This window comes from Sphingopyxis panaciterrae (assembly GCF_011762125.1).
Lineage (GTDB): Bacteria > Pseudomonadota > Alphaproteobacteria > Sphingomonadales > Sphingomonadaceae > Sphingopyxis > Sphingopyxis panaciterrae.
Genome location: NZ_JAASQN010000001.1, coordinates 240,572 through 262,128, shown reverse-complemented (window position 1 = coordinate 262,128; position 21,557 = coordinate 240,572). Strand labels below are relative to the sequence as shown.

Genomic DNA, 21,557 nt, shown 5'->3' with positions numbered 1-21,557 from the left:
GCTGCCGGGTATCCGGCGGAGCATCGGGATCGCATGCCGCGGGGGCGACCGCGCATGCTGTCGTGCGCAAGGGGTGGTGATGAAATATCTGGGGGACGATAGGGCGGCTCGAGTCGGACGACTGAGGGCGATGCTGGCCTGTTCGGCCGGACTGGCCGCAGCGGTGCTTCCCGCCACCGCACTGGCGCAGGCGACACCGCAGATCCCGACCCGCGAGGAAATCCAGCAACCCGTCCTGCCCCCGGCGACGCCGCCCGGCGAACAGATCGTCACCGCCGACGACAATATCGAACGCGCGCCCTGCCCGCTCGCCAATCCCGAATTTGCGAACGTCCGCATCACGCTCAGCCGCGTGCAGTTTTCGACCGTCGAGGGCATCGACCCCGCGATGCTGGACGCGAGCTGGAACGACCATGTCGGGCACGACCTGCCGATATCGGTGGTCTGCGACATCCGCGACCGCGCGGCGACGATGCTGCGCGCCAAAGGCTATCTGGCCGCGGTCCGCGTGCCGCCGCAGACGATCGACGACGGCGTCGTCCGCCTCGACATCCTGGCGGCGCGGATGACCCGGATCGAGGTGCGCGGCGATGCCGGCGCCAATGAAGCGCTGCTGCAGCGCTACCTGTCGCGCCTCGACGACCAGCCGGTGTTCAACATCGTCGATGCCGAACGCTATCTGCTGCTCGCGCGCGACATTCCCGGCATGGACGCGCGGCTGACGCTGCGCCCCGGCAGCGCCCCCGGCGAAGTCGTCGGCGAAGTGACGGTCGCGCGCACCCCGGTGATGTTCGACGCCAATATCCAGAATTTCGGATCGCACGACGTCGGCCGTTGGGGCGGCGTCGCGCGCGTTCGCTTTGCCGGGCTGACCGGCATGGGCGACCTCACCACCGCGAGCTTCTATGCGTCGGGCGATCCCAAGGAGCAGAAGGTCGTGCAACTGGCGCACGAGTTCCGCGTCGGCGGCGACGGGCTGCGTTTCGGGGCCAATTACACCTATGCCTGGACGCGCCCCGACATCGCCGGGCTGCCGATCAAGTCGAACACCCAGATCGCCAGCCTGTACGCCGCCTATCCGCTGATCCTGACCCAGGCGCAGCGGCTGACCCTGACGGGCGGGCTCGACATCATCGATCAGGATATCAAGCTGGGCGCGGTGCCGATCAACCGCGACCGGCTGCGCGTGCTGAGCCTGCGCCTCGACGCGGCGTGGATCGACGCGGCGTCGGTCGCGGGCCGCAATGGATATAGCCCGGCCGAACCGCGCTTTTCCCTCCAGTCGTCGATCGAAGCACGGCAGGGTCTGAACGTCCTCGGTGCGAGCAAGGATTGCGGGCCGACGGGTGCCGCCTGTTTCCTGCCCGGCCGCACCCCGCTGACCCGCCTCGAGGGCAAGCCCGACGCCTTCCTGATCCGCGCCAATGCGCAGGCCGAATGGCGGCCCGCCAAGCTGTTCACGCTGTCTGCGGCGCCGCGCGCCCAATGGGCGAGCGACCCGCTGCTCGCTTATGAAGAATTTTCGGGCGGTAATTTCACCATCGGGCGCGGCTATGATCCCGGCACGATCATCGGCGACAAGGGCGTCGGCGTCGCACTCGAGGCGCGCTACGGATCGTTCGTTCCCGCCAATGTCAAAAGCTTCGCCATCCAGCCCTTCGCCTTTTTCGACGCCGGCTGGGTGTGGAACAAGGATCGCGCCTTTGCGGGACTCAACCCGCAGAAACTCTATTCGGCCGGCGGCGGCGTGCGCGTCGCCTATGGCGATGTCGCGCGTGTCGACGTGACGCTGGCGGTGCCGCTCAATCGGGCGGGCTTCCTGACCGAGCGGCCCGACCCGCGCCTGCTGATTTCGCTGACGACCCAGTTCGGCGTGCGGGCGCGCTGACATGACGATAATATCGAGGATGACTGCCATGCGTGTCCCATCCCCTGCTTCGCCGGCCCGTCGCGGCAAAAGCCGCCTGCTCGAAGGATGCGCGATCGCCGCCAGCCTGATCGCGCTGGCGCACGGCGGACCAACGGCGGCGCAGGTGGCAGGATCGGGGACCGTCACCACCCTGCCGTCGGGCGCCACCAACCCGACGGGCGCGAACCCGTCGACCGTCAACGTCAACGGGCCGCAAAGCATCGTCACCTGGACGCCGTCCAACACGCCGGTCGATGGCGTGATCGATTTCCTGCCGTCGGGGAATAATCTCGATTTCGTCGGCAACACCCCGGGCTATATCGTCCTCAACCGGTTCACATCGGCATCGGGCGCATCGATCACCGACCAGATCGCGCTCAATGGCACCGTCAACGGCTTTGTCTCGGTCCCTGGCCTGCCGACCGTACAGGGCGGCAATATCTGGTTCTATAATGCCGGCGGCATCCTGATCGGCAATGGCGCCGCGATCAACGTCGGCAGCCTCCTGCTCACCGCGAACGAGATCGACACCAACGGCGGGCTGCTCGGCACCGGCGGCGAGATTCGCTTCCGCGGCGCCGCCAGCACCTCGTCGGTCGAGATCGCGCCGACCGCGACGATCAATGCGCTCACCCCCGGCAATCCGGGAAGCAGCTATGTCGCGCTGGTCGCGCCGCGCGTCGTTCAGCGCGGTACCGTGCGCACCGACGGGTCGACCGCCTATGTCGCGGCCGAACAGGCTGACATCAGCATCAACAACGGGCTGTTCGACATCAACGTGACCGTCGGCGCCGCGGACGGCAACACGATCACCCACACCGGCGTCACCGGCGGCCCCGCGCACCAGCAGGGCGACACCAACCAGAACCGCGTCTACATGGTCGCGATTCCCAAGAATGACGCGGTCACGATGCTGGTGTCCGGGCAGATCGGATACGACGATGCGCTTTCGGCACAGGTCGACCCCGACGGCGCCGTGCGCCTGTCGGCGGGCTATAATATCGTGGACGGCGAAATCGCCGCGGCGCCCGCCGGTCCTGGAACGGGCAATATCACGGTCAACGACACGCTGTTCCGCAGCAGTGTCGTCGCCCACGCCAACGGGGCTTTTGTCGGCCAGCCGCTGAGCGAAATCCCCATAGCGGACACGCCGGACAGCGCCCATGTCGGCCGCCTTTCCGTACAAGGTGACGCCACCTTCATCGGCGACGCGAGTGTGACGATGACCGTCGGTGCGAACCGTGCCGCCGTCACGAACGGCAATCTGACCATCCAGTCGGGCGGCACCACCTCGGTAACCGTCGACGGCGGCCAGCTTACCACCAGCGGTAATCTGTCGATCCTCGCCAACAGCATCGCCGATGCCGCCGGCAACGGCCTTGGCGGCAGCGCCGGGCTGACGGTGTCGAACGGCGGCACGGTCGGCGCGATCGGCAGCCTGACGGTCGCCGCCAACGGGTCCGGCGCCGACGGCGGCACGGGCAGCGGTACCGGCGGCACCGCCACGATCAGTGTGACCGGGGCGGGCAGCCAGCTCAGCGGCAACAGTGTCACGGCAGAGGCAAACGGCTTTGCGGGCGCGATCCTTGCCGATGCCGGCGGCGGGATTACCCCGCCGGACCAGGCGGGCAGCGGCACCGGCGGGACCGCGACGATCAGCATCCAGGACGGCGGCGCGCTGACCGCCGCCAATGGATCGGTCAATGCGACGGCGAACGGCGGCGGCCAGATCGGCGCCATCCAGTCGGGGAACGGCACCGGCGGCATCGCGCGGATCGAAATCGCGGGCGCGAACAGCACGCTCAATACGGCATCAACGGTGATCAGCGCCACCGGCACCGGCGGCGGCAGCATATCCGACCCCGTAATCGGGACGATCTTTTCACAGGCCGGCGGCACCGGCCGCGGCGGGTCGGCCACGCTCAGCATCGGCGGCGACACGTCGACCGCGATCAATCCGGGCGATACCAGCCTGAACGTCACCGGCACCGGCGGCAACGCGGGTGGCGCCGAAAATGCGACGGGCGGCAATGCCTTCGGCGGCACCGCGACGGTCGAGGCCACCGGCCTCGTCGCGGTCACCTTCCCCTCGCTCAGCGTCAACGCGGGCGCGGTGGGCGGCGGCGCATCGTCGCCCAGCGCGCTGACCGGGCTGACCGGCAATGCGACGGGCGGCACGATCAACGTCACCGCCGACAATGGCGCGGCGCTGACGGTCAATTCGAACCTGACGCTGTCGGCCGGCGGTGCGGTCACCTTCGGCGAAAATATGGGCAGCGGCCAGGGCGGCAACGTCACCGTGTCGGCCGAGGACGAAGGCGCGATCGCCACGTCCTCGACGCTGGACATCGACGTGTCGGGCGGCAGTTTCGACAACGGCGTCACGCAAAGCGCGGGCACCGCCAGCGGCGGCAACGTCAACCTGCTCGCGGCGCGCGACGGCACGCTGACGGCGGCGCGTTACGATGTCGATGCGCGCGGACAGACCGCGAATGTCCGCGGCGCGAACGGCGCGGCGCAGGGCGGCTTCGTCAATATCGCGGCCACCGCGGGCGGGCAGATTTCGGGAACCGACATCAGCCTTGGCAGCACGATCAACGCCGGCGCGCAGGGCGGCGTCAGCGCGAACGGCTCGGTCGCCGGCGGCGGCACGATCCAGATCGTCGCCGAAGATGGCAGCATCGACTTCAATGCCACGACCTCCCTGCTGGCCGGCGGCACGTCGGGCGGCGCGATGACACCCGAAGGCAGCGCAATTGGCAACGGCGGAATCATCCAGATCCAGGTCGTCGCCGGCCCGCTGAACACCAGTGCGATTTCATTCGACACGCTGCAGGGCGATACCGACGGCCGCACCGCAACCAGCATCGAGTTCCCGCCGGGAGTCTCGGGAAGCCTGGGCGACGGCCAGGGTGGCACGATGACCATCGACGTCGCGGGCGGCACCTTCGACGCCGGTTCGATCACCGTTTCCGCCAGCGGCTATGGCGGCGGGGTCGGCACCGCGAGCGGCACCGGCCGCGGCGGCACCGCCAGCTATACCCAGACCGGCGGCGACGCGACGGTCGGCGACATGGCGATCAGCGCCAACGGCTTCGGCGGATTCGCGCCCGATGTCGCGGGACAGGGGTTGGGCGGCAATGCGACGATCGACCTTTCGGGCGGCACGCTGACCGGCGCCGATATCGTCGCTTCGGCGCTGGCGGTCGGCGGCAGCGGCGCGTCGGGCAATAATTTCGACCCCGCGGCGGTCGTGCCGAGCGGTAGCGGCGGCGATGCGCAGGGCGGCACCGCAACGATCACCATCAACGGCGCGACGGTCGACGCCAGCACCCTGTCGGCCATCGCCACGGGCAATGGCGGCACCGGCGGCGATTTCACCGCGACCTTCGCCACCTTTCCCGACGCGGGCGGCGCGGGCGGCGGCGGCCAGGGCGGGACCGCGGCGATCAATGTCACCAGCGGCAGCGTGACGACCAGCAGCCTGCGCGTCGATGCGACCGGGATCGGCGGCGAGGGCGGCAACGCCTTCGGGTCGAGCAGTTCGGGCGCGCCCGCGGGCGTCGGCGTCGGCGGCGACGGCGGTGAAGGGCGCGGCGGCACCGCGACGATCGAATTCGCCACCGCGGCGACGGTGACCGGCAATGTCGAGAGCGCCTCGGCGGGCATCGGCGGCAGCGGCGGCGGCGGCTATTCGGGCGGCGACGGCGGGCTCGGCACCGGCGGACTGGCGCAGGTGATCGTCACCAATTTCAACGCCGGGGTGCTCGACGTCACGGTCGATTCGGGCGCGTTCGGCGGTGCTGGCGGCGACGGCAACAATGGCGCGGGCGGCAATGGCGGCGACGCACGCGGCGGGACGGCGCGGATCGAGGCGACGGGCGGCGAGGCAAGAGCGTCGGTCGGCAACGTCAATTTCATCACCGGCGGCACCGGCGGCGCGGGCGGCAACGCCGCGATGCCATTGGGCTCGACCGAACCCGTTGCCCCCAGCGGCGGCGACGGCGGCACCGGCGAAGGCGGCGTGCTGGAAGTGATCGCGCGCGATGGCGCCACCGTCGCGCTCGACAATGGCGCAGGCGCAGCAGTCGTGCTCGGCAGCCGCGGCAACGGCGGCGAAGGTGGCACCGGATCAGACGCCGCCTATCCCGACGGGTCGCAGGGCGGCCAGGGCGGCAATGGCGGCGGCGCGATCGGCGGCACCGTTCATCTGCTGACCGACGGCGGCACGATCACCTCCAGCGGCAATGCGGTGGGCATCACGGTCGACGGCACCGCGGGCGGCAGCGGCAGCGGCGGCAACGGCACCGGCACCGGCGCGCCCGGTTCGGGCGGCAGCAGCAACGGCACGACCGGCGGCCGCGTCGTGCTGGAAAGCTTTGGAACCCCCGCCCAACTCGGCCAGATCAGCTTCGGCAACACGGCGATCGCGGCGAATGGCGACAGCGCCGGCCGCATCGCCCTTTATGCCAGCGGCGGCAACATCGCGATGACCAGCCTGACCGCCGAGGCGCTGGGCACCGCGGCCCTCACCAACCTCGACACCGACGTCGCACCCGCCGGAATTTTCGTCGGCATCGGCGGGGGCTCGGTCACGACCAGCGGCGCGATGTCGCTCGCCACCGGCAGTTCGGTCGGCGTCTATGCGCAAGCCGGCGGCACGCTGGCGGCGGGCGGCGATGTGACCATCCAGGCCGATGACGAGGTCGATATCCGTCACGACTATCGCACCGGCACCGCGCCGACGATCGCGGCGGGCGGCGCGCTGTCGATCACTGCGGCGTCCAGCATCCGCGCGCAGACCGACAGCCTGCTCAGCGCGGTGACGTCGCTGTCGATCAACACCACCGCCGCCAATGGCGGGGTGAATCTGGACCGGATCGAATCGGGCACATCGACCCAGATCGGCGCGGTGAATGTCGTCCGGGTCGGCTCGTCGACCAGCGGCACCGACCTGACGGTCGATTCCTTCCGGGTCGAAATCGACAATGCCACGGCCGGCGACGACATCAACCTGACCGGCAATTTCCTGACCCTCGGTACGCTCACGACCGACGGCACCGGCGCCGATGCCGGTCTCGACGGGTCGAACATCGTCCTCAGCAGCGTCGCCGCGACGACGGTGACGCATGCCGAAGCCGACAATGATTTCAATGCCAATGTCGGCAGCTTCCAGACCGGGCTCAATTCGATCATCACCGGCGGCGATATTGCGATCATCTCGCCCGGCGCGGTCGATCTGGGCAATTCGACGGCGGGCGGCTTCGTGTCGGTCAATGGACAGTCGATTGCGTTCAACGCGATCACCGCGGGGACGACGGTCGGACTGAACGCGACGGGCACGGCCGCGGGCGCGGAAGGCATTACCGGCGTCAATATCAGTTCGGGCGGCGCGATCACGCTGAACGGCGACAGCATCGCCGTCACCGGCACGGTCACGGGCACCGGCCCCGCGCCGCTTCGCGCGGTCGCCGACGACGGCAACGCGACCTTCGGTGCCGTCGATGTCGACGGCTCGATCGACATCGCGGCGCTCGGCGACATCGGCGGCAATTTCACGGCCGGCGGCAATATCGCGCTGGCCGCGGACGGTAATATCGTCGCGCAGGCGAACGCCGCGGGCGGCTATACTCCCCCCGGCGGCATCCCGACCGAAGGCACCGTGTTTGTTGACGGCGAAGGCAATGTCACGCTGACCAACAGCAGCGCCGCGACGCTGTTCGGCGTCCGCGCCGGCCAGGCCGCGTCGGTGACCGGCGCGACGGCGGGCGAGGATATGCTGATACTCGGCGGGACGACCGCAACGCTCGCCAATGTCAGCGCGGGCGACGACCTGACCGTCAACGCGCCCGGCGGAATCACCGCCAACAATGCATCGACCACCGGCGCCGGCCCCGACGGCCGGACGCTATCCTACGGCCCCTCGCCGCTTGGCGGCGGGAATGTGTTCCAGGTCACCACCTCGGCGGCCGACCTGTCGAATATCGTGCTGAGCGCGTCGGCCGGCAATATCGGCGGCGGCAATATCAACGCCTTCGACAATCTGACGGCAACGGCGTCGGGAACGGTCAACACCACCGGCCTGCTCCGCTCGGGTCTCGCGACGCGCATCACCGGCAGCGGCCTGTCGTTCGCGGCGATCACCGCGGGCACCGACATCATCCTGACCTCGACCACCGGCGCCATCACGTCGACCGGCGCGCTGGCGGCCGGGCACGATGTGACGATCGATGCCGCGGGCAATGTCAATGTCTCGGAACTCGACGCAGGTGACGACATCACCGTCGACGCGGGCGGCACCGCGCGGATCGGCGGTGCGTACAGCTATGGCACCGGGCTCGACAATGACGGCAATGGCAGCAACATCGCCGTGACCAGCGGCGGCGCGCTGACCCTTGCCGGTATCGCCCAGTCGGCGGGCGACGTGATGCTGCAGGGCACGGCGGTGTCGACGCAGGCGATCGACGCGGTCGGCGACGTGTCGGCAACCGCGACGACGGGCAATATCGTCGCGAGCGGCGACATCAGCGGCTTAAGCATCGCGTTCGACGCCGACGGTAATATTGCCACCGGTGGCGCGCTGACGTCGAACCGCAACATCCTGCTCAATGCGGGCGGCGCGGTCGACCTGACCGGCGACGTCACCGCCGGGCTGGCGCTGCGCATCGAGGGCAGCGCGGTCGACCTCCACGACATCGCGGTCGAGGCGAATGAGTTCACCGTCACCGCGGCGAGCGGCGGCGTCCATTCGACCGGCACGATCGACGTCAACGGTCCGGTTTTCGTCGTCGCGGCGGGCGCGGTCGATATGACCGGCGACATGAATGTGCCGAGCGTGATCAATATTCGCGGCGCGTCGGTCACGGTCGGCAATGTCACCGGTGCCGATTCGGTCAGCCTGATCGCGACGGCGGGAGCGGTCAATTCGGCGGGGACGATCGATGCGGGGCGCAACATCTTCATCTCGACGACCGCGGGCGGCAGCTTCAACCGCCTGGTCGCCGGCGACGATATCGGCATCAGCGGCAGCGGCGACATCGACATCGCGTTCATGGATGCGACGGGCGACAATCCCGAAGGCGAGGAGATCGGCAGCAACGTCGACATCAACCTGACCGCCGGCAATGTTTTCGTCGCGCATGGCGAGGCGGCGGACGATTATGTCGTCAACGCGACCAGTTTCCGCACCGGGCTCAATTCGATCATCACCGGCGGCAACATCGATATCACGACGGCAGGTGCATCGAATCTCGGCAATTCGACCGCGGGCGGATCGATCACCGTCGATGCCCAGTCGATCGCGTTCAACACACTCGACGCCGGGTCGACGGTCAGCCTGACGGCGAACGGGACCGCGGCGGGCGCCGAAGGAATCGACGGCAGCACGGTGATCGCGGGCAGCGACATCAACATGAATGGCAACAGCATCGCGATCACCGATTCGGTGACTGGCGCGGCCAATTTCTTCGCAATCGGCAGCGGCGGCGCGGTTGCCGTCACCAATGCCGATGTCGACGGCACCATTTCGATCTTCGCCAACGGCAACCTGACCGGCACCTATGTCGCGGGCGGCAACGCCTTCCTGGATTCCGCCGCGAACATCATCGCGTCCGCGACCGCAAACGGCGGCAATCTATACGTCGACGCGGCCGGCAATGCGACGCTGACCGACAGCGGCGCGGCAAGCATGTTCGGCGTCAACGCCGGACAAGCCGCCACGGTCACCACCGCGGCAGTGGGCGAGGATGTGCTGGTGATCGCCGGGACGACCGCAAACCTGACCGGGGTGACCGCGGGCGACGACGTCACTGTCCGCGCCAACGGCGCCATCACCGCCCAGAATGTCCGCACCACCGGCGCCGGAGTCGATACGCGTATCCTGGATTATGCATCCGCATCCGGCTTCACGATCGGTAGCGGCGAAGGGTCGCAAGGGATCAATGGCGCCGACATCGTCATGGCGTCGGCAAACGGCGCGATCAATGCCGGCGGGCTGTCGGCGGGCGACGACATCTTGCTGAACGCGGCGGCGGCACTGGCGCTGAATGGCGCGACGACGCTGGGGCTGGGCACGACCGGCGGCGACAGCAGCATCCGCACGCAAAGCGCGAGCGCGGTGCTGGGCAACCTCAATGCCGCGAGCGACGTGGTGGTGAACGCCAGCGGCGCGGCCGCGGTCAACACGCCATCGACTGCAGGGCGCGATATGCTGATCACGGCGGCGGCGGCCAATATCGCGTCGCTGACCAATCCCGCGGGCGACCCGGTCGATACGCTGGCCGCCGGACGCGACCTGTCGATCGAAACGGCGGGCGCCATCGCGGGCGGCAGCATCCGCGCCGGCCGCGACCTGACGCTGGCGGCGGGATCGACGATCGATATCGCGCGCGGGGCAACCGGCGCGGGCGGATCGCTGTCGCTCGATGCAGCGGCCGGCGTCACCGCCGCGGCGCTGAACGGCGGTGCGATCAGCCTGACCAGCAGCGACGGCGCGATCCTGGTCGGCAATCTCGCGTCGGCGGGCCCGGTGACCGCGACCGGCGACAGCATCACCATCGACGGCACCGGCAATCTGATCTTTGCCCAGCTGCAGACCGATGCAGGGAATGCGCGGGTTACCACCGGCGGCAACCTTGCGGTTACCACGGCGGCAATCGCCGGTGACGCCGGACTGACGGCGGGCGGCGATCTTGCCGTGACCCAGCTCGATGCGGGCAACGTCACGCTGGCGTCGAACGGCACGATGACGCTCGGCAACGTCACCGCCGACGACAGCCTCGCCGCGACGGCGCCGTCGCTGTTGACGGTCAATGGCACCGTCACCGGCCGCACCATGTCACTGGCTTCGGCGGACATCGCGATCGGCAGCGCCGGCCGCGTCGGCACCGGCGGCACGACCGAAAGCCTTGAGCTGCGCAACATCGACGATCGGGTCCAGACCTTCGTCGGCGGCACCGGCACCCGCGACGGCTATCACATCGACAGCGACGAGCTGACCCGCGTCTACGGCACCGACATCCGCATCTTCGCCCCCGCGGTCGACCGGTCGATCGATCGCTTCATCGGCGCCGTGCCGCCCGATGTCGTGATCGACGATTTCACGATGACTGCGGGTTCGTCGACTTCGAACCTGGGCTCGAACGGATCGCTGACGATCGAAACCCCGGGCACCGCGCGCGTCGTCGGCGACGTTGCGCTGACCGGCATGGGCGACAATAACGCGCTGAACATATTGGCCGACCAGTCGCTCGAGGTCATATTGGGCGAAGGAACGATCCGCCTTTCGGGCGCCAGCAGCGCGGCCGTGGCGGGGCGCCTGAATCTGGTGTCGGAGGATGTGATCGTCGCGACGCTGGATGCCATCGACGATGTCGCGGCCGCGACGACGACCGACGCGATCGAGGACCGGCTGGCGCAGAATGACGGCATCACCAGCGACGATGGCGCCTTGTTCGCGGGCGGCATCGATGTCGGGGTCAGCGGCGGCTTCTATGTCCAGAACAGCGGCGCGGGCACCGATTTCGGGCAGCGCCGCGGCTTGAGCTTCGGCGCACTCGGGCTCAATGTGAATACCGCGGGACAGGATACGCGGATCGTCGTCAACGGCGTCCATCTGGGCCCGTCGGGCCAGGTTACCGGGCTCGATACGATCCCCCTGCTGACGATCAACGGCGTAGCCAGCGGCCAGGCGCCGGCCGACGCGTTCGATCCGCGTTCGCGCTTCAACGGCTGCCTGATCGCGAACCCGGGCGCCTGCGTCGTCGTGCCCGAACCCGAATATCGAACGAGCTTCCCGGTACAGGATGTGATCGAGGAAGAGGTCGACGATCATGACGGCGACGGCAATATCCTGCCCCAGCCGCTGATCACCATGCGCGACCTCGACCCGTTGACCGGCGAGCCCCTGCTCGACGATCCGGTGACCGGCGCCGGCAACGACGATCTGTGGACGCCGCCGGCGCAATAAAGTCTGTTTCAGTTACACTGAAACAGTTCGGCCCCGGCCCGCTCCCCCTCCCGGCCTCCCTGAAGATAGTAACCTGGGGAGGCCGGGAGGGGGAGCGGGCCGGGGCCGGTTCCACGTCAGTGGAACAGAGTTTAGCCTTTCGGTTGACGGACGACCTCGGCGCAAGGCATGGGCGACGGCATGACCGACGCCCATGCCCTGCCCCCGGCTTCCGGCTCGCCGCTGCGGCTGTTCAACAGCCTGACGCGCAGCCTCGAAGATTTCCAGCCCGTCCATGCCGGCGAGGCCCGCGTCTATTCGTGCGGGCCGACGGTCTATAATTACCAGCATATCGGCAATATGCGCGCCTATGTCTTTGCCGACACGCTGGGCCGCACCCTGTCGTTCAAAGGCTATGCGCTACGCCACATCATCAACATCACCGACGTCGGCCATCTGACGTCGGACGCCGATGCCGGCGACGACAAGATGGAGAAGGCGGCGGCGCAGCAGGGCAAGACGGCGTGGGACATCGCCGCTTTCTATACCGCCGAGTTCAAGCGCGACCTGGCCTGGCTGCATGTCCGTCATCCCGCGAAATGGACGGTCGCGACCGACTATGTCCCGCGCATGATCGAATTTGCGAAGCGTATCGCCGACGCGCACTGCTACGAACTCGACAGCGGCCTGTATTTCGACGTTTCGACCGTCGCCGATTATGGCCGGCTCGCGCGTGCGGTAACCGACGAGGGCGAGGGCCGGATCGAAGAGGTCGATGGCAAGCGCCACGCCGCCGATTTCGCGATCTGGCGCAAGACCCCGGCGGGCGAGACGCGCCAGATGGAATGGGATTCGCCGTGGGGCCGCGGCGCGCCGGGCTGGCATCTCGAATGTTCGGTGATGGGCGAAGCTGAACTCGGCATGCCGTTCGACATCCACACCGGCGGCATCGACCACCGCGAAATCCACCACCCGAACGAAATCGCGCAAAATCAGGCATATCGCGGCTGCGGCAGCCTCGACTGCGCCGAACATTCGGGCGCGCGGCTGTGGATGCACAATAATTTCCTGATCGATCGCGGCGGCAAGATGTCGAAGTCGGCGGGTGAATTCCTGCGGCTCCAGTTACTGGTCGACCGCGGCTATCACCCGCTCGCCTACCGGCTGATGTGCCTGCAGGCGCATTACCGGTCGGAACTGGAATTTTCATGGGCCGGGCTCGGCGCCGCGCTGACGCGGCTCAAGCGGCTGGTCATGGCCGCGGCGCCGGTGCGCGACGCGGAGACGGCGGAAGTCACCGACCGCCGCCTGCACGACCTGCTCGCGAAATTCGACGCCGCGATGTCGGACGATCTGGGTACCGCCGTGGCGTTGACGTTGGTCGAGGACGTCGCGGCGATGAAAAAGATCGACGCGGGGCAGAAGCATGCGGCACTCGCCGCGATGGATGCGGTGCTCGGTCTTGACTTGCTGTCGATCGACCGATCCAGCCTGCGCCTCCGTCCGAAAGCCGCCACGATCACCGAGGATGACATCGAAGCCATCCTCATTCGCCGCAAGGAAGCCCGCGCGGCGAAGGATTTCTCGGCCTCGGACGCGCTACGCGACGAGCTGATCGCGGCGGGTGTCGAGGTGATGGACGGCGACCCGCTGGGCTGGGACTGGCGGCTGGAAGCCAATTAGAGGCTTGCCCCGGCTTCGCGGGCTGCTAGCCTCGTTGCATGTCGCAACTGATCTGCTGGCTCCTTGTCGGTCTTGTCCATCTGGTTCCGGCGCTGGCGCTGTTTCGGCCGGCGCTGATCACGCGCCTTTACGGCGTTGCACCCGAAAGCCCGGTCTTCCTGCTCATGCATCACCGGGCGGCGCTGTTCCTTGCCGTGCTGGTCGCGTGCGTTTGGGCCGCCTTCGATCCGGGCGGGCGGAAAGTGGCGACCTTGCTCGCCGCGATCAGCATGCTCGGCTTTCTTTTCCTTTATATTTCATATGGGCGCCCCGCGTCGCTCGGCACCATCGCGATCGTCGACCTGATCGGCCTGCTCCCCTTGGCGTGGGCCGGCTGGCACGCTTTTCAACCATAGGAATATCATGACCAAGACCATCACCGTCCTGTCCGGCCTGATCCGTCCGCTCGTCGAAAACCGCCTGCCGGAATGGGTCGAACCGCGTTTCTTCCAGTCGAAGGAAGAGGCGCTGGACCTCGCGCCCGAAGCCGAAATCGGCTGGTTCGACATGTATGAGAAAAAGGACATGGCGACCGCGATCACCGCGGCGACGCGGCTCAAGTGGCTCAACTCGATCTACGCCGGGGTCGACGGCATCCCGCTGGGCCTGCTCCACGAACGCGGCACGGTGGTGACCAACGGCGTCGGCATCAACGCGATCACCATCGCCGAATATGTCATGATGGGCATGCTGACCGTCGCCAAGGGGTATCGCGATGTCGTGCGCGCGCAGGAACGGCGCGAATGGCTGATCGATTCGCCGGGCAAGGTCGAGCTTTACGGGTCGAAGGCGTTGCTGCTCGGCTATGGCGCCATCGGCAAGCTGGTCGAGGAGCGGCTGAAGGCCTTTGCCGTCGACGTCACGGTCGTGCGCCGCTCGCCGGGCGCCAACACGCTGACCCCCGACCAGTGGCGCGCGCGGCTGGGGGATTTCGACTGGGTGATCCTCGCGGTCCCCGCGACCCCCGAAACCGACGGCATGATCGGCGCCACCGAACTCGCGGCGATGAAGCCGACCGCGACCCTCATCAACATTGCACGCGGCTCCGTCGTCGACCAGGATGCCCTCGTCGCGGCGCTCGACGCAAAGCAGATCGCCTCGGCCTTCCTCGACGTCACCACCCCCGAACCGCTGCCCGCCGACGACCCGCTATGGAGCCTCGACAATGCGCATATCACGATGCACCTGTCGGGCCGCGCGCAGGACAAGATGTTCGTCCGCGCGGCGGAGCGCTTCCTCGAAAATCTAGGTCGCTGGCACAAGGGCGAGGCGGTCGAACCGCGGGTCGATTTGACGCTGGGCTATTAGGAAGACACGTCGCTCCCGCGCAGGCGGGGGCCGCCATCCGCCTTGCGCTCGGTTGCCAGCGGCCAGTTAAGGGTGGGCATGCCCCGGGCATGTCCAGGGTTGTCCGGGGGACAACCCGACCCTTCACTCCTTCGCGGGGGCGACGAATAAGGGTCAGCCCGGCCGCTCGGCCTTCAGCTCGCGCACCAGCGGCTGGAGCCGTTCGTCATATTTGGCGAGCATCGTGTGGGCACCGGCATGGTCGTAGAAGCTCACCAGTTCGCGGCCGTTCCAGCGGTGGAGCGCATAGGCGGGGTCCTCGGCGACGATCATCGGGCGGTCATCGGGATGATCCTCGTCGATCGGGCGGAGGTCGAGCGAGACCTGCGGCGCGGTCGACGAGCAGATGGCGATGGTGCGCCCTTCCCACGCGACGGTGACGCTGCGATGCAGGTGACCGCAGATCAGCCCGCGCACCTGGGGGTGCCGGCGCACGACATCGGTAAAGGTCGCGACCCACGGTTCGTCAGGATCGGTGTTCATCCACTCGATCCCGCTTTCGATCGGCGGGTGGTGCATGACGATATAGGTCGGCTTGGCCCGGTCTTTCGACAGTTCCGCATCGAGCCACGCGGCGCGCTGCTCGCAGAAGGCACCGCCATGGCGCCCTTCCTCGAGCGTGTCGATCGTCACGAGGCGCAGGCCGGGAAGCTCGATCGCATATTGGACAAAGCCGTTGCCATCGTCGAACCCCGGGAAGCGGTCGTGGAAATTGTCGCGCATGTCGTGGTTGCCGACGCTCGGCCACACCGGAAAGGGACAGCGCGAAAAGGCGGTGGCGAGGCGGCGGTAGCTGTCGGCATCGCCGCGGTCGGTGATATCGCCCGTGGCGAGCAGCAGGTCGGGCCGGTTCGGGCCCTCGATGAGCACATCGAGCACCTCGTCCAGCCGCTTGCGGTTATATTCCGCCGGATTGTCCGGATCGAAACCGATATGAATATCGGTGATCTGGGCGATCAGCATGTCCGTCCCCTGCTCCGATCGGCTAGTCCGACCGCCCTCTCTTATCCACCCGTGTTCGTGGGTCTTAGCGCAGGCGTGCGCCAAGTCACATCATAGAGTTGCCGCCGCCCGGGGCCTGTGATCAGGCTCACAGCAAAGGCATCCCGCGGCCGCCGATCGGTGATCGCCGCCACATTTTTCTTGCGCTGCGCCGGCGGCATCCACGGCTTGCCGCCATCCGAATGATATTCGTGGCACATCGCGCACGGCGATTCGGTCGCGGTCTTGACCTTCACCAGCCGCGTCCCGCCCTCGCCGACATGGCAATCGCGGCACTGGCGCAGCCCGGGCACGAGCAGGTCGGTCGCCGCCTTCGATCGCGGCGCCGCGGTGTGGCAGTCGGCGCACGCGGTTTCCTTGTGCGCGTCATGGTCGAACCAGCCCTTTTGCAGGAAGCGCGGCGTCTGATCGACCGGCATCACCCGCCAACTGGTCCCCGCCTGCGGCGCAACGATCGTATGGCAGTCGTAACAGGCGCCGCCTTTCGAGAACACCGCGCGCACCGCGTCGGCAGCGCGCGACGGGCGGACCGCGACCTCGCGGAAATAGATATTATAAACCTGCCCTTCGGCGTAAGCGCCCGGACGCCGCCGCTGCATGCCGCCGAGCTGCAATGGCCGCGCGGGCGGGGTCGAGCGATAATAAGCGGTCAAATCGGCGACGACCTGGTCGGGCTCGCCGTGGCGCAGCGTCCGCGTCACCCCGCCGACGGTTTCGAACGCCAGACTGTGGCACATCGCGCAGTCGCGCTCCATCTCGACGGGTTTCACCCGCACCCCGTCGGCATCGACGCGATGGCAATTTTCGCATTCGAGCTGCTTGCCGAAATCATAACGGCCGCGGAAGCTCGCCGCCATTCGCGCTACCCCGCCCGTCGCCTGCAAATGCATATCGTGCGGGAATTTCAGGCCATTATAATCGACCACGCCCTTGGTCAGCGGCGTGCGCACCAGCTTCGCACCCGGCGCAGAACGGACGAGCGGACGGAATTCGGGGTGGCCCGTCCCGAAATCACTGGCGTCGGCGAGCATCGTCGGGTGCCCCGCCGTCTTCAGCCGCGCCGACATCCCGTCATGGCAGTCGGCGCAGAATTTCTGCGGCGTCGCGGGCATCGGCCCCGCGCCCTCATGCTCGGTATGACATTCGACGCAGCGCCCCTGCGGCTTGTTGAAGGTCTTGGCGAAGCCGGCGAGGATACGCTCACCGACGCCGGGGGGATGCCGGGCCGCAAGCAGCATCGCGGTCGGCGCATTCGCATGCGCCATGCTCATCGCCTTATGCTCGCCGGTGTGACAGCCGACGCACGCCTTGTCGGTCACCGCGACGAACGGTTCGACATGGCATGACTGGCAGTCGTTCTTCAGGCTGGCATGCGCGCTCGACAACGGGCCCGACAGCCAGGCGCTGTCGGCATGATAGCCATCGGGACGCTCGTCGACCTGCCGATAGCTGTGCCACGCCCAGATCGGCCCGATCAGGAAAGCGAACAGCATCAGCAGGCCGAACGCCCACGCCGCCATGCGCTTGCCGGGCATCACCCCCGCGAGCGAGAAGGCCTTCGCCTCGTCGACGTCCTTCGACGATTGCGACAGCTCGTCGATCCGCTCGACGAGCAGGATGATGTCGTCGCCCTCGCGCGCGATCGTCAGCCGGTGGCCGCCGAAGCGCAGTTCGGCGCCCGCCGCGCTGTCGATGTCGGCGGTGTCGACTGAGCGGCCGTTGATGTCGAACCCCAGCCCGTCGCTCGCCGTCACGCGGACGTGGCGGCCGTCGGCGCTGGTGATCGTCGCATGATGCGGATTCACCGCCAGATCGGCGATATGGATGGTGTTGCCGCCCTCGCGGCCGAGCGTGATCGTCTCGCCCGGCAGCGGCTGGTCGCGAATGATCTGCTTGCCCGTCTTCGTCGTCGAGATGCGGCGCAGGATGAAGCTCATATTCCCCCTCCCCGCCTTACCAGTAGAAGAAGACGCTGATGATGTGCGCCGATAGCGCCGCGATCAGCGCAAAGGTCAGCGGCACATGCACGTAGAGCCAGATTTCGAGCAAAGCGCGCAGCCGCAGATGCTGGCGCAGCCGCCCCAGCGCTGCCTGCTTCTGCGACAACAGGCCGACGACCTTCGCGCGCGCCTCGGCATCGCCGCCGCGCGCCGCGGCGAGCGCGACGAGCGCCGCGCCGGTCGCGCATTTCGCGTAACGGCCCGACAATCGCGCGCCGATCCCGCCCGCGAACGGATCCTCGTCCAGCGAGGCGAGCACCGGCGCCGTATCCTGCGGGGTCAGCGGCTGCGCCGCCGCATGCAGTTGCCGATCGAAGGCGCGGATCGCCTCGAGCATCTGCATCTGCGTCATTTCGTCGCGGTTGTTCGACAAGGCGGCAGGCAAGGTCGCATAGACGATGACGCCGTAGAGTCCCGACAGGATGACGAGCATCATCAGCACCCAGGCGAGCGTGTGGACGTTCCAGCCGAGCTGGAACCCGGTATGCCATGTACCGATGACGACCAGGCTCAGCCCCAGATAGACATGCGCCGACGTCCACGCCTTCAGCGACCAGGCGGTGCTCGTCATCTTGCGCTTGCGATAGCCGAGCGCGGTGAGCCACAGGATCAGCCCCGCGCCGATCGTGCCGAGCGTGTAACCGTACCAGCTGCCGCCATTGTGCCGCGGCGTCACATCGACCAGCGCGTAGCTGACGATGACAAGCAGGCAGAGCCCGCCCGAAATCTTCGCCCAGCGAAAGCCGGCGTAACGCAGGAACCCCTCATGCTTCCGCTCGCGGACGCGCTCGGTCTGGGTCGCCTTCGACCGGCGGCGCTGGAACAGGCTCGCCATCAGCCGGCGTCCTCTTCCAGCCGTGCGATCGACAGGAATTCTTCGGGCGAGACACGGATCGCGGCGCCGGTCGGGCACGCCCGCACGCACGCCGGGCCGCCCGAAATGCCTTTGCACATGTCGCATTTGACCGCGATCTTCTTCGGCTTTTCGTCGCCCAATTGCTTCTTGGTCCATTTGGGCGACGGTTCGCCCGGTCCGGGACCGAAGCCGGTGAGCAGCCAGCGCAGCAGGCTCGGCTTCTCGGGCGGCGCGGCCTCCATGCGGATCACGCCATAGGGGCAGTTGCGCATGCAGTTGCCGCAGCCGATGCAGCCGGGCTCCATGAACACTTCGCCATCGGGACCGCGATGGATCACGTTCGGCGGGCAGTCGGCCATGCAGTGCGGATGCTCGCAGTGACGGCAGCTGGTCGGCACATGCAGATGCGCAAAGGTCTTACCCGCCTCGCGGTCGAGCCGCGACAGGCCTTCGTGGCTGTCGGCGCACGCCTTTTCGCAATTGTCGCAGCCGACGCAGAGATTCTCGTCGATGAGCAGCGCGTCGGTCGCCTCGCCCAGCCCCTCCTTCATGATGAAGCCCGCGGTGTCCGAATAAAGGTCTACCGCGCTCGAATAGCTTGCCTTGCGCGATTCGATGAAGCTGTTCATCGCCGCGCGTTCGGCGACGGCAGCCTCGGTCGCCTCGCGCACCTGCGGGCGCTTCGCCAGCATCGCCTTGAACTGCTGCCCCTTCAGCCGGATCACCTCGCTCGCGACCGCCGCCTTCACCGTCGCATTGCGCGGCGCGCCGCTGAGCACCGCCATTTCGCCGAAGAAGCTGCCCGCCGGCAGGTAACGGAGGAAGATCGGCTTGCCGCCGATATCCTTCTCGACCACCATCGACCCCGACCGGATGACATAGACGTCGTCGCCCTCATCGCCCTCGGCGAGCACGACCTTGCCCGCGGGCACGCGCTCGATCGCCGGATCCTCGACGATCGGTTCGAGATCCTCGACCGTCAGCCCCCCCTTGAAGATCTGGAGCAGTTGGCGCTCGAGCGAGATGCGGTTGATCACGCGCTTCGCGCCCGGCACTGCCGCCATCAGCTTCAAGGCCGCGGTGCGCGACACTTCGACGAAAATGCTGTCTTCGCCGGCGCGGATCGTCGCGCCGCGCTTGCGCCCCGAAATCAGGCCGACTTCGCCGAAGATCGACCCTTGTTCGATCGGGACGGTGAAGTCGGGGCCGACTTCGACCAGCGCATGACCGTCGGCAATCGCGAACAGCGACGACCCCGGCTCGCCCTTTTCGAACACCACCTCGCCCCTGGAATAAAAGGCGACCTTCGAATCGAGCATGAATTCGCGCATCTGGAGCGGCGATACGTCGGCGAAGATGCGGATGCGCGTGCGCACGAATTCCAGCCATTCGCTGACCGATTTCTGCTGCGGCAGGCCCTCGAAGATCGCCGCCAGATCCTTTTCGTCGGCCGGCGTCAGCGCGCTATTGCCATTGATGAACTCGACGACGTCATAGCCCTGGTTCATGCAATGCTTGATCAGCGGATAACCCGCGAGCGCGCCGATCACGAAGATGCCGGGGACGGTCGATTCAAAGGTCGGCGACAGCTTGGGAAAGGCCTCACGGTCGGGGCCGGTGAATTCGATCCCCATCGATTCGACGAAGCCGCGCGGTGCGACCGACCCAAGCCGCGCGACGATCACGTCGCACTCGATCCGCTCCTCGCCCGTCGGGGTTTCAAGCGTCAGCCAGCCCGGCTCGACCTTCTTCGGCTGCGTTTCGGTGCGGATCGACATGAAGCCATTCTCGCCCGCCTCGGTCATGTCGGAGACATTCTTCGCCTTGGCGCGCGCGAAATCCTTTGACCGGTTGAGGATCGTCACCGTGTTTTCGAGCGCCTCCTCGGCAACGCCCAGCGCATTTTCGATCCCCGCGTCGCCCGATCCGACGACGGTGATGTGGCGGTCCTTGAAATCCTCCGGATCGTCGACCTGGTAGATGATGTGCGGCAGGTCGTTGCCGTCGCAGCGCAGCCGGTTCGGATTGCCCTGCGTCCCGATCGCCAGCACGATATTCTCGGCATGGATGACGTCGCCCTTCGCCGTCTTGATCGCGAAACCGCCCTTCTCGCCGGTCACTTCGGTGACCTCGGCATGATAGACGACATTCACCTTGTTATTCGCGGCATCCTCGTCCCAGTTGCCGAGGATATATTCGCGCGCGCCTTCGGCGAAGCGGCAGTCGGAGCGCAGGTCGAGCCGCTCGGGCGTCGCGAGGACGCGCTTGCCCTTCTGATATTTATAGATGGTGTCGGAGAGATGGTCGGTCTTTTCGAGCAGGACATGGCTGAGCCCGAGCTGGCCGGCGCGCGACGCGGCACTGAGCCCGGCCGGCCCCGATCCGATGATCGCGACCTTGATCGGCTCGCTCATGCGCGCGCGCCTTCGCGGCCGGAAGCCTCGATCGAACAGCTGGCGAACGCACGAACGGGCATCCTATTCCCCCCAATCGCTTACCCCTAAGCGACCCTCATATGGATGCGACCCGGACTTATGTCCTGGAGGTAAGGCTATGCCCTCGAAAGCGGGAGAAGGTCAACCGGCGAGACTGATCTGCGAGACGTTCGCAACTGGCCGGGTGCGGTGAGGTGCGGGTGGCGTTCGGCCGGAAGCGGACGTTCCACGGATTACTCTCTCCCCTTTAGGGGAGAGATACGCAGGCTTGCCAGCTTGCTGGCTAGCCGGAGTTGAGAGGGGTTTGGCCACGTCCCCCTCTCCCAACCCTCTCCCCTAA

The 21,557-nt window shown here is 67.5% G+C and carries 9 protein-coding genes; 5 read left to right on the top strand and 4 right to left on the bottom strand.

What is annotated here, in order from left to right:
- The first annotated feature begins 79 nt into the window (after positions 1-79).
- The 5 genes from FHR22_RS01195 (at position 80) to FHR22_RS01175 (ending at position 14,885) form a co-directional block, all read left to right on the top strand.
- Complete coding sequence (locus FHR22_RS01195; protein ID WP_166938091.1) at positions 80-1,888, top strand: ShlB/FhaC/HecB family hemolysin secretion/activation protein; 1,809 nt, start codon at positions 80-82, stop codon at positions 1,886-1,888.
- Positions 1,889-1,916: 28 nt separating this feature from the next.
- Positions 1,917-11,876 carry a hypothetical protein gene (locus tag FHR22_RS01190; RefSeq protein ID WP_166938089.1) on the top strand — a complete coding sequence of 3,320 codons (9,960 nt, stop codon included), beginning with the start codon at positions 1,917-1,919 and terminating at the stop codon, positions 11,874-11,876.
- A gap of 180 nt (positions 11,877-12,056) precedes the next feature.
- Complete coding sequence (cysS, locus tag FHR22_RS01185) at positions 12,057-13,538, top strand: cysteine--tRNA ligase (RefSeq protein ID WP_166938087.1); 1,482 nt, start codon at positions 12,057-12,059, stop codon at positions 13,536-13,538.
- A 38-nt stretch (positions 13,539-13,576) separates the two neighbouring features.
- Positions 13,577-13,933 (top strand): phosphopantetheine adenylyltransferase, encoded by a 357-nt coding sequence (locus tag FHR22_RS01180; RefSeq protein WP_166938084.1) that lies wholly within the window; start codon positions 13,577-13,579, stop codon positions 13,931-13,933.
- Positions 13,934-13,940: 7 nt separating this feature from the next.
- Complete coding sequence (locus FHR22_RS01175; protein ID WP_166938082.1) at positions 13,941-14,885, top strand: D-2-hydroxyacid dehydrogenase; 945 nt, start codon at positions 13,941-13,943, stop codon at positions 14,883-14,885.
- Between the two features lie 153 nt (positions 14,886-15,038).
- Here the strand turns inward: FHR22_RS01175 and FHR22_RS01170 are convergent, their stop codons facing one another.
- Genes FHR22_RS01170 through FHR22_RS01155 form a run of 4 tightly spaced genes read right to left on the bottom strand, consistent with a single transcriptional unit; the run spans position 15,039 to position 21,196 of the window.
- Positions 15,039-15,887, bottom strand: coding sequence for a phosphodiesterase (locus tag FHR22_RS01170; protein WP_166938078.1), 849 nt, complete (start codon positions 15,885-15,887; stop codon positions 15,039-15,041).
- 41 nt (positions 15,888-15,928) lie between these two features.
- Entirely contained in the window at positions 15,929-17,863 is a 1,935-nt protein-coding gene (locus FHR22_RS01165; RefSeq protein WP_166938076.1) for a cytochrome c3 family protein, read from the bottom strand.
- Between the two features lie 16 nt (positions 17,864-17,879).
- A complete protein-coding gene (locus FHR22_RS01160) occupies positions 17,880-18,761 on the bottom strand; it encodes a hypothetical protein (RefSeq protein ID WP_243853406.1) in 882 nt (293 codons plus the stop codon).
- On the bottom strand, positions 18,761-21,196 hold the full coding sequence (locus FHR22_RS01155) for a cyclic nucleotide-binding domain-containing protein (RefSeq protein WP_166938073.1): 2,436 nt from the start codon (positions 21,194-21,196) through the stop codon (positions 18,761-18,763). Before FHR22_RS01155 ends, FHR22_RS01160 begins: the two co-directional genes overlap by 1 nt.
- Positions 21,197-21,557 lie beyond the last annotated feature (361 nt).